This is a genomic window from Aeromonas sp. 2MA4 (assembly GCF_029237305.1).
GTDB classification, from domain to species: domain Bacteria; phylum Pseudomonadota; class Gammaproteobacteria; order Enterobacterales; family Aeromonadaceae; genus Aeromonas; species Aeromonas salmonicida.
Map to the genome: position 1 here is coordinate 1 of NZ_JAACFY010000024.1, position 16,454 is coordinate 16,454.

The 16,454-nt window shown below is 54.0% G+C and carries 11 protein-coding genes and 1 pseudogene; all 12 read left to right on the top strand.

Translation table 11 applies throughout. The annotated features are described in order from the left end of the window. A partial coding sequence (locus GWQ31_RS19350) for an integrase core domain-containing protein (protein ID WP_275910047.1) occupies positions 1-239 on the top strand: 239 nt, incomplete at its 5' end. Positions 240-463: 224 nt separating this feature from the next. Further along, a pseudogene (locus GWQ31_RS19355) lies at positions 464-697 on the top strand (winged helix-turn-helix domain-containing protein); the annotation flags it as partial. A 126-nt stretch (positions 698-823) separates the two neighbouring features. After that, positions 824-1,357 carry a restriction endonuclease gene (locus GWQ31_RS19360; protein ID WP_275910079.1) on the top strand — a complete coding sequence of 178 codons (534 nt, stop codon included), beginning with the start codon at positions 824-826 and terminating at the stop codon, positions 1,355-1,357. Between the two features lie 5 nt (positions 1,358-1,362). Beyond that, complete coding sequence (locus GWQ31_RS19365) at positions 1,363-4,767, top strand: DEAD/DEAH box helicase family protein (RefSeq protein ID WP_275910048.1); 3,405 nt, start codon at positions 1,363-1,365, stop codon at positions 4,765-4,767. 131 nt (positions 4,768-4,898) lie between these two features. Continuing rightward, positions 4,899-6,539 carry a class I SAM-dependent DNA methyltransferase gene (locus GWQ31_RS19370; protein ID WP_275910049.1) on the top strand — a complete coding sequence of 547 codons (1,641 nt, stop codon included), beginning with the start codon at positions 4,899-4,901 and terminating at the stop codon, positions 6,537-6,539. An 8-nt stretch (positions 6,540-6,547) separates the two neighbouring features. Continuing rightward, entirely contained in the window at positions 6,548-7,711 is a 1,164-nt protein-coding gene (locus GWQ31_RS19375) for a restriction endonuclease subunit S (RefSeq protein WP_275910050.1), read from the top strand. A gap of 41 nt (positions 7,712-7,752) precedes the next feature. Then, positions 7,753-9,204 carry an AAA family ATPase gene (locus GWQ31_RS19380; protein WP_275910051.1) on the top strand — a complete coding sequence of 484 codons (1,452 nt, stop codon included), beginning with the start codon at positions 7,753-7,755 and terminating at the stop codon, positions 9,202-9,204. A gap of 2 nt (positions 9,205-9,206) precedes the next feature. Continuing rightward, positions 9,207-9,827: a hypothetical protein gene (locus GWQ31_RS19385; protein WP_275910052.1), complete on the top strand. Its 621-nt coding sequence runs from the start codon at positions 9,207-9,209 to the stop codon at positions 9,825-9,827. A gap of 1,295 nt (positions 9,828-11,122) precedes the next feature. After that, complete coding sequence (locus GWQ31_RS19390) at positions 11,123-11,557, top strand: type II toxin-antitoxin system antitoxin SocA domain-containing protein (RefSeq protein WP_275910053.1); 435 nt, start codon at positions 11,123-11,125, stop codon at positions 11,555-11,557. Positions 11,558-11,565: 8 nt separating this feature from the next. Then, entirely contained in the window at positions 11,566-12,171 is a 606-nt protein-coding gene (locus GWQ31_RS19395) for a hypothetical protein (RefSeq protein ID WP_275910054.1), read from the top strand. 1,245 nt (positions 12,172-13,416) lie between these two features. Beyond that, positions 13,417-14,859: an ammonium transporter gene (amt, locus tag GWQ31_RS19400; protein WP_275910055.1), complete on the top strand. Its 1,443-nt coding sequence runs from the start codon at positions 13,417-13,419 to the stop codon at positions 14,857-14,859. A gap of 191 nt (positions 14,860-15,050) precedes the next feature. Next, positions 15,051-16,403 carry a 23S rRNA (uracil(1939)-C(5))-methyltransferase RlmD gene (gene rlmD, locus GWQ31_RS19405; RefSeq protein ID WP_275910056.1) on the top strand — a complete coding sequence of 451 codons (1,353 nt, stop codon included), beginning with the start codon at positions 15,051-15,053 and terminating at the stop codon, positions 16,401-16,403. Positions 16,404-16,454: the final 51 nt, after the last annotated feature.

Here is a 16,454-nt window from a genome sequence, read left to right on the forward strand (position 1 = left end):
AGCACCTGCGCACCAAACCTTACACACCCCAAACCAATGGCAAAGCAGAGCGCTTCATTCAGACAGCGCTGCGTGAATGGGCGTATGCACGGAGCTATGACTCGTCAGCGCAACGGGCAGAACACCTGCAACCGTGGCTGCATGAGTACAACTGGCATCGTCCTCATGCAAGTCTGGGCTATAAGCCCCCCATCAGCCGTCTTCAATCTGTGAACAACCTGGTGGGTTTACACAACTAGCGATCGCCAAGACATGCCAGAAGCGGAGCAGATCCTGGAGAACCTCGTCAGTTAATCCCGGCGACACTTCCATAGCGCCATATCGTATCAAGGCGTCTTTATTCGTAGCCTTTATGAGTCCTGGATCAACCACATATGACCGATTTTATGAGATGATCTGGACCATACCGTTTCGCACACCACCTTTGCCCATGACCGACCCGATACCCAGTTATGAAAGCATGATGCCCATTGTGCTCGCAGCGCTTCAAGATGATGCCCCACACCCATTACGCCAGGTGTATGAAGCTGTCTGCGCACATTACGCTTTTACACCGGAACAACTCACCCAAGCCCTGCCCAGTGGCCGTCAAACCACCGTGAGATCGCGGGTCGGCTGGGCCAAAACATATTTGGTGAAGGCTGGGCTCATTGCTCAACCCAGGCGAGGTATCTGCTTAATCACTGCCCGCGGCCAAGCTGCGTTGGCATCTGGTCGGCCTATCGATAATCGCTATCTGGCCCAGTTCGGGGAGTTTATTGCATTCACACTGGCCTCCAGTGAAAGCAGTACAACCTCAGAGGCTGCTGTTCAACCGCCCGTGATGTCGTCACAGCAAACTCCCCAGGAGCAGATAGAGCAGGCGCTGGCCGTCCTGAATAGCTCCTTGGCTGACGAATTGCTGGGTGAAGTGCTAGCCCTATCCCCCCGTTTCTTCGAGCAGTTGGTCGTGGACCTCATGGTAGCCATGGGCTATGGCGGTAGTGATCTTGCCGCCGGGCAGACCACCCGTTACAGCAGCGATGGTGGGATCGACGGCATCATCAAAGAAGACAAGCTGGGGCTCGACTCCATCTATCTGCAGGCCAAGCGCTACACCGACAAGACAGTGGGCCGCCCTGAGCTCCAGGCCTTTGCCGGCGCCCTTGATTTGCATAGGGCCCGGAAGGGGGTATTCATTACCTCTTCCACATTCAGCAAAGACGCCCGCGATTACGTGGAGTTGATCGAGAAGCGCATTGTGCTTATCGATGGTGCTCGTCTAACCGCCCTGATGATTGAATATGGCGTCGGCGTCACCACCCGCCAGGTCCTCACCATCAAGACCCTGGATTCGGATTACTTTCTGGAAGATTGACCGTTATGCCAAACAAGTCTTTGAACTTCGAAATGCTGCGCCGCAAGTGGCCCGAAATGGCCGACCTGGGGGGCATGGCTGAGGGATACGTCTACACTGACCCCGAGACCGCTTTGGTCAAGCTTCGCAACATGGTCGAGCTGATCGTGCGCTGGCTCTACCGGGAAGAGCGCCTGCCCCAAGGCTATCGACCCAATCTGTTCGACCTCATCAAAGGCGACTCCTTTGTTCAGGTGATGCCAAAGCCTATCGTCGAGAAGCTCGATATTCTGCGCCAATACGGTAACAAGGCGGCTCACGGTGAAAAATGCGATCAGAAGCACTCTCTCTGGCTGCTCAAAGAGAGCTGGCTGGTTTCGGCCTGGCTCTATATTCGCTACGACAGTGGTAACCAGCAGGAGTGCGGCAGCTTCACCCTTCCCCCTCAGCAAGCGGTTGAACTCACCACAGACGCCCTGAAGAAGAAGGCCCGGGAGCTGGAAAAAGCCTGCGCCGCCCTCAAGGCCGCCGAAGAGCGCGAAATCGCCATCCTGCGCGATCTGCAGCAGGCCAAAGAGCAAGCTGACGATCTCAAGGCCCGTCTTGAGCAGTCCCGCCAGAAGAACCAACAGGCCGTCAACCTGCTCGACATGAACGAGGCCGAGACGCGCCGGCGCCTGATTGATTCGCGCCTGCTCGATGCCAACTGGGATATCTCGGACGACGGCAGAGACACCGACCAGGTCACCCAGGAAGAGGGCACCCAAAACCAACCGACCAAGACCGGTCAAGGGCGCGCAGATTATGTGCTGTGGGATGATAATCACAAGCCTCTGGCAGTCATCGAGGCCAAAAGCACCCAGGTCGATGCCGAAGCGGGCCGCCACCAGGCCAAACTCTATGCCGACTGGCTGGAAGAGAAGTATGGGCAGCGCCCGGTCATCTTCTACACCAACGGATACGACATCAATATCTGGGATGATCACCCTGCCCATGCCTACCCGCCGCGCCGCCTATTTGGCTTTTACAGCAAGGCGAGCCTGCAGCACCTGATTTTGCAGCGCTCCAGTAAAAAAGATCTGCTGCAAACCGATATCGATACCAACATCGCCGGTGGTGGCACCCGACTCTACCAACTCGAGTCGATTCGCCGGGTGGCCGAATCTTTTAGCCACAAGAAGCGCAGCGCCCTGATCGTGCTGGCCACTGGCACAGGCAAAACGCGCGTATCCATCGCCCTGACCAAGTTGCTGCTCGATACCCGCTGGGTAAAGCGAGTACTCTTTTTGTGCGATCGCAAAGAGCTGCGCAAACAGGCCCGCAACGCCTTCAACGAATTTATCAGCGATCCCATCTGTGTCGTCGGCTCCAGTGACAAGGCCACCAGACAGACGGCCCGCATCTTTATCGCCACCTACCCGGGCATGCTCAACATCATGGAGCAGTTCGATGTGGGTCATTTCGACCTCATCATTGCCGACGAGTCCCATCGCTCCATCTACAACGTCTACGGGGAGCTGTTCAAATACTTCGACTGCTTGAAGGTGGGGCTGACCGCCACACCGGTCGAAATGGTCAGCCGTTCCACCTGTCAGCTGTTTGGCTGCGACTACAAGATGCCTACCGCCGAGTACTCGTTGGAAAAAGCCATCGAGGACGATCATCTGGTGCCCTACGAGGTGGTGACCCACACCACCAAGTTCCTGCGCGAAGGGATCAAACGCGACAACCTGACCGACGCGCAAATCGCCCAGTTGGAGGATGACGGCATCGACCCCAACCTGCTCGACTTTGACGCCGAAAGCATCGACAAAGCCATCTACAACAAGCCGACCAACGCCGCTATCATGCGCAACCTGATGGAAAACGGCATCAAGGACAAAGACGGGCAACTGCCCGGCAAGTCCATCGTGTTTGCCCGCAATCACAGGCACGCCCTCTTGCTGCAAGAGGTGTTCGATGACCAATATCCGCAGTTCGCCGGCAAGTTCTGCCAGGTGATCGACAACTACGATCCACGCGCCGAGCAGCTCATCGACGATTTCAAGGGGGAAGGGAAAAACCAAGTTCTCACCATCGCCATCTCGGTCGATATGCTCGACACCGGCATCGATGTGCCAGAGGTGGTCAACTTGGTCTTTGCCAAACCCCTGCGATCCAAGGTGAAGTTCTGGCAGATGATCGGGCGTGGTACCCGCCTTCGAAAAGACCTGTTCGGGCCTGGCAAGCACAAAGAAAAATTCCGCATCTTCGATCACTGGGGGGTATTTGACTACTTCGAGCAAGAGCCCGAAGAGGTCGAGCCCTCTCTCAGCAAGTCGCTTGCTCAGCAGCGCTTCGAAGCCTGGTTGCAGCTGGGGCGTAGCGCCTTGAAGAAATTTGACCGGGATGCTCTCGACAAGGTGACTCTGCTGCTGCGCTCCCAACTCGATGCGCTGGATGACAGATCCATCTCGGTACAGGAGCGCTGGAAAGAGAAGGCCCGCTTGAGCGATCCCAAGGTGCTTCGGCAGTTCTCACCGGCTACCCAGCAGGCGCTGCTCACCGAGATTGCCCCCCTGATGCAATGGCTCGATGTGCGCGGCCAGGGCGATGCCCTGCGCTTCGATATGGACATGATCGCCGCCCAGCGGGCTCTCTACGATAATCCCGAGCAGTTGATGAAGAGCTACCACATTGTGACCGAGAAGATGGACCGTCTGCCTCCGCATCTGGCACAGGTTCAGCAGCACGGCGATCTCATCAACCAACTGCGCGATCAGGGCTGGTGGCAGCAGACCAATTTCGACCAGCTCGAGCATGCTCGCTTCACCTTGCGCGACATCATGCATCTGATGGAGAAAAGCGTCGTGGCCCTGCTGTCGCCACTTATCACCAACATTGCCGAAGATGAGGGCGACTACCAGAGCGCCCAGCGCAAGACCAACCTCAAGTCGGTAGACTTCAAGCTCTATCGCAAGCAGGTGCAAGGGGCGCTGGAGCCGCTCTTTAGCAGTAACCCTGTGCTGCAGAAGATCCGCCGTGGTCAACCGGTTGATGAGCGAGAACTCGACGAGCTGCGTAAGTTGGTGCTGATCCAAAACCCCAACGTCGATATCAAGGTGCTGAGCGACTTCTACCCCGAGGCCAGTGCTGGGATCGACAAGATATTGCGCACCCTTGTGGGGATGGAGAGCGAAGCGGTAGCCGAACGCTTTACTGCCTTCGCCGCCGCCCAGCGCCTCAATGCCACCCAGATGCGGTTTCTCGATCTGCTGAAGAACCATATCCGCGACTTTGGCGCCATCGAGATGAAGCAGCTCTTCGAGCAACCCTTCACCTCGGTCAACAGCCAGGGGGTAACCGGTGTCTTCCCGGATATGGCGCAGGTGGTGGCCCTCAAGGCCATCGTCGATGGCTTTAGCGTCGATACCGGCAACCCATCGCGCTAAGCACCTGCCCCTGGCGGGGAAAATCGCGCTACAATCCCCGCCACATCAAGGCCCGCACCAGGCGAGCCCCTTCTTGTCAGCCTCTTGGCGGTGTACTGAGTCGCCAGAGGGCCCCCTAGTGTGGAACAACCATGATCACCGGTGAACTGAAAAGCAATATCGACAAACTATGGGAAGAATTTTGGGTTGGCGGCATCACCAACCCGCTAACCGTGATCGAGCAGATCACCTTCCTGATGTACTCGCGCATGCTCGACCTACAAGAGAGCCGCGACGAGCAAAAAGAGATGCTGGCCGACGTCCCCTTCAAGCGCCGTTTTGCCGAATTCGAGCAGGATCTGCGCTTCTCCCGCTACTGCCACCTCGGCGCCGACGAGATGCTGGAAGTGGTGCGCGATGGGGTATTTGACCACTTTCGCAGCCTCAACCACGAAGGCTCTATCCTGAGCCACTTTATGAAAAATGCCCGGCTCGAGATCGTCAAACCAAGCCTCTTGGTCAACGCCGTCGAGATGATCGCAAAACTCCCCATCGAGCGCGGCGACACCAAGGGCGATCTTTACGAATACCTGCTCTCCAAACTCACCACCGCCGGCATCAACGGTCAGTTCCGCACCCCGCGCCATATCATCCGCGCCATGGTCGAGATGATGGAGCCGAACCCCGCCCGCCACGAGCGCCTCTGCGACCCCGCCTGCGGTACCGCCGGTTTCCTCTCCAACAGCTACGAATATATCGTCGAGCGCTACACCTCGGCCGACAACGTCCACCGTGAGCGGGTGGCCAACGAGCGCGGCGAGCTCGAAGAGCAGCTGGTCTTTGCCGGCGATCTGCTCGGCGGCTATCGCCACCATGTCGATACCGACATGTTCCACGGCTATGACTTCGACGCCACCATGCTGCGCATCGCCGCCATGAACCTCATCATGCACGGGGTCGAGCAGCCCGATATCCATTATCAGGACACACTGAGCCAAGGCTTTAGTGACCGCTACCCCAACGCCAGTCACGAAGGCTTTCACCTGATCCTGGCCAATCCCCCCTTCACCGGCACCCTGGATGAAGGGGACATCGACCCGAAGCTCACCGCCAAGGTCAAGACCAAGAAGACCGAGCTGCTCTTTATCGCCCGTATCCTGCAGATGCTCAAAATCGGTGGCCGCAGCGCCACTATCGTGCCACAGGGGGTACTGTTCGGCTCATCCAAAGCCCATGTCCAGCTGCGCGAGCTGCTGGTGGAGCACAACCAGCTGGAAGCAGTGATCAACCTCCCCTCCGGCGTCTTCAAGCCCTATGCCGGGGTCGCCACCGCCCTCCTCATCTTCACCAAGGGCGGTGCCACCGATAACGTCTGGTTCTACGATCTGGCCAATGACGGCTATAGCCTGGATGATAAACGTAACCCCATCGCCCAAAACGATCTGCCCCATCTGGTCTCGACTTGGCAGCACTACCGCCGCCAGCAGCGGATGCCGGTCGGCAACTTTATTGGCCACCAGCTCAGCCGCCAGCTGGCCGAGCAGTTCCCCAACAATGAGCACCTTAAAGACCAGCAGGGTAATGAGCGCGACTATCGCGATCGCACCCAAAAAGCCTTTATCGTGCCCAAGACCGATATCGCCGCCCAGCAATACGATCTCTCCATCAACCGCTATAAAGAGGTGGTCTATAAGGAAGAGAGTTATGAGGATCCCAAAGATATCCTGCGCAAATTAAGAACACTGGAAGTCGAGATCATGTGCGATCTCAAAGCGCTGGGGAAAATGCTATGAAGTGGCCGATGGAAAAGCTGGGTGTTGTCGCACCAGCGAAACCAATAAAAAAACCCAAAATAGCTGACTCAAACTCCGTCTGGTTGCTTAACTTGGATATGGTTGAATCACATACAGGTAGAGTCATAGAGAAACTCTTATGCTCACCAGATGAGGCAGGTACATCAACGCATTGGTTTGATGAAAACTATGTCCTCTATTCCAAATTGCGACCATATCTTAACAAAGTTGTGGTTCCGGATGGACTTGGTTTGGCAACGACGGAGCTGGTACCAATGTTGCCCGACCCCGAGCGGTTGGATAGAAAATACCTAGCTTATTATTTACGCTCTGAGCAGTTTGTGCGCTGGGTAAATGAGCAGGTCGCGGGGGCTAAGATGCCACGTGTCTCTATGAAAATTTTCTGGGAACACGAAATACCTCTTCCCACACCCGAGGAGCAAAAGCGTATGGTCGCGATTCTGGATAAGGCCGACGCCATCCGTCAGAAGCGCCAACAAGCCATCGCCCTCGCCGATGACTTTCTGCGCAGCGTCTTCCTCGACATGTTTGGCGATCCAATAAACAATCCTAAGGGGTGGGAGAGAATAAAGCTTGGTGATTTGATTAGCTCAGGACCTACAAATGGGCTATATAAGCCATCATCTGCGTACGGCTCTGGCACGAGGATCCTTCGGATTGATGGATTTTATGATGGCGTTTTATCCGAACAGGAATATTTCAAACGAGTTGAAATATCGAAAGAGGAAGTGTCTCGATTTTCTTTGATTGAAAGAGGGATAGTCATTAATCGAGTTAATAGTCCAGAATACCTTGGGAAGTGTGCATTTATTGACAAGCTTCATGAGTCAACCGTATTTGAATCCAACATGATGTTTTTTACTGTTGATGAGGAATTACTAAATCCAGTCTTTCTTACACAACAGCTAAAAATGCCAAACATAAAACAACAAATAAAAAATTGTTCCAAAGATGCTGTGAATCAATCAAGCATAAATCAACAAGATGTAAAATCGTTTGAAATACTGCTTCCAAATGTTGAATCGCAAAATTCTTTCGAAGCTGTTGTAAATGAGATCACTCGTGGGCGAAAAAGAGTATCCAATGGACAGTCTTTAATAGACACGCTGTTTAACTCGATATCTCACAAAGTTTTCTCTGGCCAACTATAAACAAAGGGGAGGTGAGTAACCTCCCACTTAGGGAGAAGAAAATGAAGATTGCCGCGCTGACTATCGCAGGCTTTAAGGGGATAGAGAAAAAGGCCTCCATCCCTTTGGCCCCAATTACCTTGCTATTTGGAGCCAATAGTACAGGCAAGAGTACCGTGCTGCATGCGCTGCTCTATCTCTATGAAATAATAGTCGAACGAAATTTTGATCCGCAATACAGCTCCATCACCGGTGAGCAACTCTGGTTAGGCGGCTTTCATAATATGGTGCATGGTAAAAACCTAGCCAATACCATCACACTCGGTGCTACGTTGGATTTTCTGGATGGCAATGAAGATGTTTGGGATGACTACCTGACAGGTGCAGAGTCATTTTTACTTATTAATAGCCTTGGATTTTGGCCAGAGGCAATTGCAGACGTAATGTCCTTTGAATTAGACTTAGCGTGGGACCAATTCAATCAACGAGTTTTTGTTAGTAGATTTGAATGTTCAAGCAAAGCACACAGCTATATAAAATTTGAAGCGCAGGAAGGGAAACGTTCTGCATCGATCACTCATTTTTCACCATTATCGCACTGGTATATTCCTGAACCATTTGAAAACCTGGATATATTTAGCCCTGCTTTATGGGAAGGCCTTTATTTGCCTTATCAAGATGCTTTGCCACCCATTGAATCACGCATTGATATATCCGACAATAATATTGATTGGGAGTCTGAATATCCAGAGCTTCCTCTGGAAGCTAGTTTATTCGCAGCAGCAGCACTGTCTCAGGCATCTTTAGCCCCGCTGAAGATTCTTAGCCGAAAGTTACAAAATCTTTTACATGTCGGTCCACTTAGGATCGTTCCTGGGAGAGAAACGTTTCTTGAAGCCAAGACTAAGACTAGCCGCTGGTACGATGGCACTGCAGGCTGGGATCACTTTGCTTTCGGCTCTGATGCGTACCAAGAACAGGTAAACTACTGCTTCAATCATGCGGATCGTCTCCATTCTAGTTATCGCTTCACAACCAGTATTCACGGCGAGGCACCGCTGCAACAGCGCCAGGTGCAATTAATCGAGGCCAATACAAATACGCCGCTGCGCCCTTGTGATGTCGGTGTAGGTGTATTGCAAGTGTTTCCCTTTATTGCCGCCACCAGTCTGGAACAAGCAGGTGTGATCGTCTCTTTCGAACAACCCGAACTGCATATCCACCCCAGATGGCAGCTCAGCCTAGCCGATATGATGCTGACCGCCTGCCGCAAGGATCCAGAGCGGATGTTCTTGGTAGAAACCCATAGCGAGCACCTGATGTTAAGGCTGCTTAAGCGCGTTTCATCACCAGATATTGACTATCAAACTGTGTCGCCAGAGATGATTTCAGTTATTAACGTCTACAAGCATGACGGCAATCTTTTTTATCAAAGGCAGAATATAACTGAAAATGGTGATTTTGAATTGGACTGGCCGCTAGGCTTCTTTGAAGAGCGTTATGGGGAGGTCTAACTATGATCAGAGAATATGCTGTCGATCCCGCAGCCATTTATAGAAACCTGGATAGTCTTCAGCGCTTTTTAAGCGACTTTAGAGCTGATAATGGACGAGTGGTAGCTGGGATACCTAGAACATGGGAAAGGGCTCAACAAGACTTCATTCGCCGTATGGGGTTAAGCCCCATAGCAAGACGAAAATGTTTCGATGATATATCTATAATTTCTGAATCATCTGTTTTCACCGGATTAAACATCCCTTCTGAACTAGATGAGTGGATTAAACAAGCCAGATATGCCAAACAGCTTCTGGCTTTAAATGCAATAATAAGCACAGCTTCGAATGTAGCCGCAGGAGAGTTTAACTACGAAAATTTTCTTGAAAATGAACCAGATAGCTGGCGCATTGCTCAAACAATTTCTGTAGAAAGGACCGCGACGTCCATTGCAACTTCAATTGAAAAGTCGTTATCAATTGCATCAATCGCGCTCTTTGTTGACCCTTATTTCCACCCTACTGATGAGCGCTATCGATCACCTCTTATAGAGTTCATATCTAAGCTCAACGGCAATAGAGGTCAATGTAATAAAATATATCTACATACGACCGAGCAAGTTAATCAACACGCCCCTAAATAGAGACAAGATATACTTCGTGGCATGGAGGACCATATAAAACCACGATTGCCGGAAAACTTCGTTATTGAGACATGGATTTGGCCATCAAACCAACTTCATGACCGATTTGTTCTTACCAAAAATGTGGGATACGCATTTGGACATGGACTTGATGAGGCAGTCTACCAAGGCGCTATACATGTAAACATCAATAGACTGGCGGAAAGAGCGAGAAAAGCTGAATTTACAAAGTTCTCGACCGCAGCGAACAGAATAGGCAACCCAATTGTCATTCAAGGCGCACCACAAATTTAACCCACTCACTTTGACATTTCAGCTTGAGTGTTCTGTTTGGTGAAGCCCCACGGTGACCCATATTGACGCGCCCAAATAACCGGGCGCGTTACCTCACTCCCCCTGCTTATACCGATCTAGTGATCACCAAGCTCAATAGCAAGGCTTTGGCCACCCCCTTCACACCACCAGTAGCCGGCCAGTCGATACATGGGCGCAGCGCAGTGGATGCAGAGTCGCTCACCAACCGTAACGGGACGAGTTGGCGCGCGCATACAGGTGGCCCTGTAACAGAACCTCTCGGGTGATAACTCCGACGCCTGCTGATAGCCGCAGGAGCAAATCGACTCGCTCTGGTTCTCAGAATCCTCGAATCTGCGCACAAGCGGAACTCAATTGATGGTCAATAATGGGGTGCTCCACATATGGCATGGTCATGCCTATGTACTGCCTAGGGCACCATCGAGCCGGATGCGGAGGGAGTTATTCTGCAGACCGCCGGCTACGCCGCCAGCGACCTCACTGAACGTGGCTCTATGGCCGATTGGCAACAGGGGGTTGCAGAACTCCCCATCAAGACACCTGATGGTTATCGTCTTGTGCCTATTAATAGACATGCTTTACTGGATAAAGGCCTCATATTCTCAACCGAAGTCGGCTATGCTTCCTGCCGCCACTTGGTGGGCTCTGTTCATGCGGCGTCATTCCCTGGCCATTAGCTGCGCTCACCAGGTGGCCCTCTGCATAGACAGTGTCGTGGTTTCTCTGACACGGCCGATACTTCATTGCTCCGATAGCGGTAACTCCGCACCTAACTCGACGGCATCCTGCCAGATCCCTTGCCATCACTGGCCGCAAACTCCGAGCATGTCAGGTCTAGCGTCATCACTTTTTACGATCGATTGGCAGGACGCTAAGGGATGTCGTGGGATGTCTCGGAACGAGTGACCCGGTTCTTGATAAAGGCTATAGTGATGCCAGATGAAATGGTCAGGACTGGCCTAGATAGAGGACCGTAAATTATGGCGACCATTTTCGACGTCGCGAAGTACATCACCGAGAGCATGGGTGAGATATCAGCCATGAAACTCCAGAAGCTGATGTACTACTCGCAGGCATGGAATTTAGTGTGGGAAGAAGAGCCGCTTTTCACGAACGACTTTCAAGCATGGGCGAACGGGCCTGTACTGCCATCCCTGTATGCGCTCCACCGTGGTCAGTTTAAGGTGGATGCAAATTTGTTTGCGGACGGTGACAGCAACGCGTTGACAGCTGAACAACGTGCCAACATTGATAAGGTTCTCGGATTCTATGGTGACCACACAGCTCAATGGCTGAGCAATCTAACTCATCAAGAAAATCCGTGGCTCAATGCCCGCGCTGATCTTCCAGTTGGAGCCTCATCTGATGCGGTAATCCCGATAGACGCCATTCATGAATATTACTCCTCCCTCTAGCCTTCCTTATGAGCAAGAAGGCTGAGGCGCGTGCGGCTAAAAAGGCACTTTCACAGGAAAAGTTTGAAGCTAGCAAGGCAGCCTTAATTGCGAAGGTCAAAACTGATCAACAGCCTCGGCAGGCCGTTACCCCCCCACTAAATGAAGGTCCCCGCCTAGCCCCTCATCTTGAGCGCGCGGCGGCTGCCGCAGAGAAAGCTCCTAAAGCAATCAAGGATGGCAGCCGTTTTGGCTCACTTGTCACCTGGTGTTGTACCAAGGCTGACCTTGTAGGCCAATGGTCCTGGGGTGAGGCTCGAGCATGGGAGCAACATGAGTGGGACAATACAATCCACCCCCCATTTAAAGAATTTGCCAAATTAACGTGGCAAGAGATTGATGGCTTCTCGTCAGGTGGAAAGCGCAGCCACAAGTTGCACCATAGTCACGAGGTGGGAGATCTGATTCCAGATGCCCAACAGCGATGGTGCGATCTAGACTTAGAGCAATATGAGACAGTGTTCCGATTTCGTTTAGGTAACACTGAGCGTGTCTGGGGATACATTTCCCATGCGCACTTTCACATTGTGTGGTGGGATAGGAAGCACAGCATCTATCCGACAGAGCAGAGCTGACCCCCAATCAATACGATAGAGTGCTCCACATACCCCTTTTCTACCCCCCACGGAATTGCGCAGTTTGCGCACTTTATCTGCGCACTTTATCTGCGCAAAAACGAAACACAATGGTGAGCCCATATTGGAGGAGCCTAGTGTGGCAGGGCCTGGGGAGCAGATGGGAGGCTTGAAGATTGCGCAATTGCGCAGAACTGCGCAAAACGAAATACATCGGCGCGAAGAACAACTCGGTGAGTATGAAGCAGGGGGAGGGCAATAGGGAACTGACCTCTACCCAGTTGCTCTTGGTGTAGCTGATGACCTGACCCGACATTTCGGCGGGGCCGACCGGTACGCCGACCGATACACTGGTGGCTCCGGCCATGGACTTAGCTGGGGATGGTGACCCGCGGACCGGTGCGCCGGTAATCAAATGTAGGGGCGCTTATCTGGACGGGCCCTCACCGTACCCTAAACAGGGAGCATTTCTCCGAGACAGGGAAGGGGCTTAGCCTTGAGATATCCCGTAATGATCCAGAGATACAGACGCCACCATAACTGTGGTGGGGGTACTTATGGGGGTATAAGTAAAAATCACATGTGACATTTTCCTTTAAAATCATATGCATAATTCCACGTTTCGATAGAGACCCCGGCACCATTAGAATTCAATGACGTAAGGCCACCCAAGCGGGTGGCCTTACGTTTTTTCAGTGTCTGAACATTGTGTTATGGCGTCAAAGTGGCGGCATGCTCATGATTGTGCCCTGTCAGATCCAAGCCAATAGCAAAGACCACCCTTGCTGATGGCCTTGGATATTGTGTCACTGCTTGCCTCTCTTCACTGCTTTCTCTCTGTGTCTGCATTCATCACTGGCGCTAGCCAGGTATATCCCGTTGTCACCTGCGGTTTTGTCGTCACCGGTCTGTCATCTGACCTGGTTTATGCTCTGCTCTATTTCGGTGCGAGCGGGTTACCCTGCACAGCATAAGTGCGCCCTTGCTCCCATGCTGACGTACCTTGTGATCAACTCTGGTGCATTGCTCAGCCTGTATGACCACAAGATATTGATCTTAAATGATTTAGTGAGTTGGCCTGTTTTATGCTTTGAGATTGCCATGATGCTGGACAAGTCGATGCACTGCCGAGTAACAGTGGTGCAACAAAGTGAATTCAGTGTGTGACGCGACTCATGGATTCGATATTCATATCAGGAAATGGACCCGGACTGGTGCCGGGACGACAGGGAAGGAGAAGGCAGTATGCTCAAGAGACTCGTGATGACAGGCTGGTTGGCGCTTGCCGCCTTGCTGGCCAGCCCCAGTTGGGCTGAAGAGCTGGTGGCCGCATCGGTCGATGTTGTACAGGCAGCGGCGCCAGTGGTGGCTGCCGTGACCATCAACAAGGGTGACAATACCTGGATGCTGCTCTCTGCAGCCTTGGTGATCCTGATGTCGATCCCCGGGTTGGCGTTGTTTTATGGCGGTCTGGTACGTAGCAAGAACATGTTGAGCGTACTGATGCAGGTGTTCACCCTGTTCTCGCTCATCTGCGTGCTGTGGGTGATCTACGGTTATTCACTGACCTTTACCGAGGGCAACAGCCTTTACGGTTCTTTCAGCAAGGTGCTGCTCAAGGGGGTAACCCCTGATTCCATCGCGGCCACTTTCAGCAAAGGCGTCGGTATCAGCGAGTTTATCTATGTGGTGTTTCAAGGGGCTTTCGCGGCCATTACCTGCGGCCTCATCGTGGGGGCCTTCGCCGAGCGCATCAAGTTCGCCGCCGTCTTGCTGTTCTCGGTGATCTGGTTCACCTTCGCCTACATACCGCTGGCCCACATGGTGTGGTACTGGGCGGGCCCGGATGCTTATACCACGGTTGATGCTGCAGCCGCAGCAACGGCGACGGCCGGTTATCTGTTCCAGCATGGCGCACTGGATTTTGCCGGTGGCACTGTGGTGCACATCAACGCCGCCGTAGCCGGTCTGGTGGGGGCTTATCTGGTGGGCAAGCGTCTGGGTTACGGTCGTGATCCCATGACACCGCACAGCCTCACCATGACCATGATAGGGGCCTCCCTGCTCTGGTTCGGCTGGTTCGGGTTCAACGCAGGCTCCGCACTGGAAGCCAATGGCACCGCAGCGCTGGCCTTTATCAACACCTGGGTGGCCCCGGCCGCCGCTGCGCTCTCCTGGACCTTGGCCGAGTGGGTGATGAAGGGGCGTCCCTCCTTGCTGGGCGCAGCCTCAGGTGCCGTCTCCGGTCTGGTGGTGATCACCCCGGCGGCCGGTTTTGTCGGTGTGGGTGGTGGCCTTGTGATGGGCCTGATTGGTGGCGTGGCGGGGTTGTGGGGAGTTCACGGTCTCAAGCGCTTGCTTGGCGCCGATGACAGTCTTGACGTGTTTGGTGTGCATGGTGTGTGCGGCATTCTCGGTGCCCTGCTGACCGGCGTCTTCGCCAGCCCGGATCTGGGCGGTACCGGTGTGTGGGACTATGTCACCAACCAGGTTGCGGAGGGTTACTCCATCCTGGCTCAGGTGAAGATCCAGGCCATCGGGGTCGGGATCACCATCCTCTGGTCCGGTGTTATCTCTGTGGTGGCTTTCAAGCTGGTGGATCTGATGGTCGGTCTGCGAGTCAAAGAAGATGCGGAGCGTGAAGGGCTGGATGTCACCACCCACGGTGAGAAAGCCTATAGCCTGTAACCCAGTCGTGGCCATGTGCCAACAAGAGTGCGCCGCCGGTTATGCCGGCGGCGTTTTTATGCCTGCAAAAGTAGAGTGCGCTTTACCCAACCTTTTATGCCTGCAATTTGGGCAGATCTCCGCTAAACTCTGCCACCCTTAATGGGCTTGCCCCATTTTCCCCATCATTTTCTATGCCTTTGGAGCCGCTCATGCCGTTAGTGGGACATCAACACCAGATCGAGATCCTGGAACTGACTGACAAGGGAGATGGCAAAGGACGCTTGTTCGACCGCCCCCTGTTCGTCGAGGGTCTGCTGCCCGGTGAGCAGGCGCTGGTGGAGCTGACCGAGGTCAAGCCGAACTATCTGCACGGCAAGGTCACCGAGCTGCTCCAGCCCTCTGCCGATCGGGTCGCCGACTTTTGCCCCAACACAGAGTGCGGTGGTTGTCAGGTACGCCCGCTGGCCTATCCGGCCCAGCTCAAGCTCAAGCAGGCTCTGGTGCAGAGCGCACTGGAGCAGGCCGGGCTGGGTGATACCCCGGTCAAGGCGATCCTTGGCATGGAGAGCCCGTTCGCCTATCGCAACAAGGCGCAATATGCGGTGCGTGGCTGCGACGCCGGTGCCGAGATTGGCTTTTATCGCAAGCACTCTCACGATCTCATCACCGCCGACGATTGCGCTGTGCAGGACTCGTTGCACGTGGAGCTCAATGCCCGGGTGCGCAACTGGATGCGCGAGCATGACATCGCGGCCTATGACGAGGTGAACCACACCGGCTGTGTGCGCAACCTGATGACCCGCAAGGGCTTCAAGAGCGGCGAGCTGATGGTGGTGCTGGTCACCCTGGGTGAAACGCTGCCGTTCGAAGCCGAGCTGCTGGCGAGCTTAAGCGATCTGCCGGTCACTACCCTGGTGCAGAACATCAACGATGAGCGCACCAACCGCATTCTGGGCGCCACCAACCGGGTGCTGCTGGGCGAAGGGGTGATCCGCGACAAGATCCACGAACTCGAGTTCGAGATCTCGCCGCTCTCCTTCTTCCAGAACAACCCGACCCAGACCGATGTGCTCTACTCCAGCGCCCTCGAGTATGCCGAGCTGACCGGCAACGAGACGGTGTTCGACATCTATTGCGGTATCGGCACCATCTCCCTGTTCCTGGCAGGCAAGGCCGCCAAGGTAGTTGGGATCGAGTCGGTGGAGAGCGCCATCAGCGATGCCCGTCGCAACGCAGCCCTCAACGGCATCGAGCACACAGAATTCCATGTCGGCAAGGCCGAGCAGCTGATGCCCGAGCTGCACGCCCAGGGCGTGACCGCTGACGTGGTGGTGATGGATCCGCCCCGCAAGGGTTGTGACAAGGCGGTACTGCAGACGCTGGTCGCCATGGCACCGCGTCGTCTGGTCTATGTCTCCTGCAACCCGCAGACCCTGGCCCGCGACCTCGCCTGGCTGGTCAAGCAGGGCTTTGTGCTGGACGAGGTGCAGCCGGTGGACATGTTCCCTCACTCAATGCACGTTGAAGCGGTTGCCAGACTCAGTCTGCCAGCCGGCAACTGATCTGCCGGTATCGCCATTGATTGAACTGGCCCGATGGCTCTGATAAAAAAC

What these genes read in the sequence shown, in the direction of transcription:
- GWQ31_RS19360 (WP_275910079.1), top strand. Translation starts at nt 824, where the DNA reads ATGTCGTCACAGCAAACTCCCCAGGAGCAGATAGAGCAGGCGCTGGCC.
- GWQ31_RS19365 (WP_275910048.1), top strand. Translation starts at nt 1,363, where the DNA reads ATGCCAAACAAGTCTTTGAACTTCGAAATGCTGCGCCGCAAGTGGCCC.
- GWQ31_RS19370 (WP_275910049.1), top strand. Translation starts at nt 4,899, where the DNA reads ATGATCACCGGTGAACTGAAAAGCAATATCGACAAACTATGGGAAGAA.
- GWQ31_RS19375 (WP_275910050.1), top strand. Translation starts at nt 6,548, where the DNA reads ATGGAAAAGCTGGGTGTTGTCGCACCAGCGAAACCAATAAAAAAACCC.
- GWQ31_RS19380 (WP_275910051.1), top strand. Translation starts at nt 7,753, where the DNA reads ATGAAGATTGCCGCGCTGACTATCGCAGGCTTTAAGGGGATAGAGAAA.
- GWQ31_RS19385 (WP_275910052.1), top strand. Translation starts at nt 9,207, where the DNA reads ATGATCAGAGAATATGCTGTCGATCCCGCAGCCATTTATAGAAACCTG.
- GWQ31_RS19390 (WP_275910053.1), top strand. Translation starts at nt 11,123, where the DNA reads ATGGCGACCATTTTCGACGTCGCGAAGTACATCACCGAGAGCATGGGT.
- GWQ31_RS19395 (WP_275910054.1), top strand. Translation starts at nt 11,566, where the DNA reads ATGAGCAAGAAGGCTGAGGCGCGTGCGGCTAAAAAGGCACTTTCACAG.
- amt (WP_275910055.1), top strand. Translation starts at nt 13,417, where the DNA reads ATGCTCAAGAGACTCGTGATGACAGGCTGGTTGGCGCTTGCCGCCTTG.
- rlmD (WP_275910056.1), top strand. Translation starts at nt 15,051, where the DNA reads ATGCCGTTAGTGGGACATCAACACCAGATCGAGATCCTGGAACTGACT.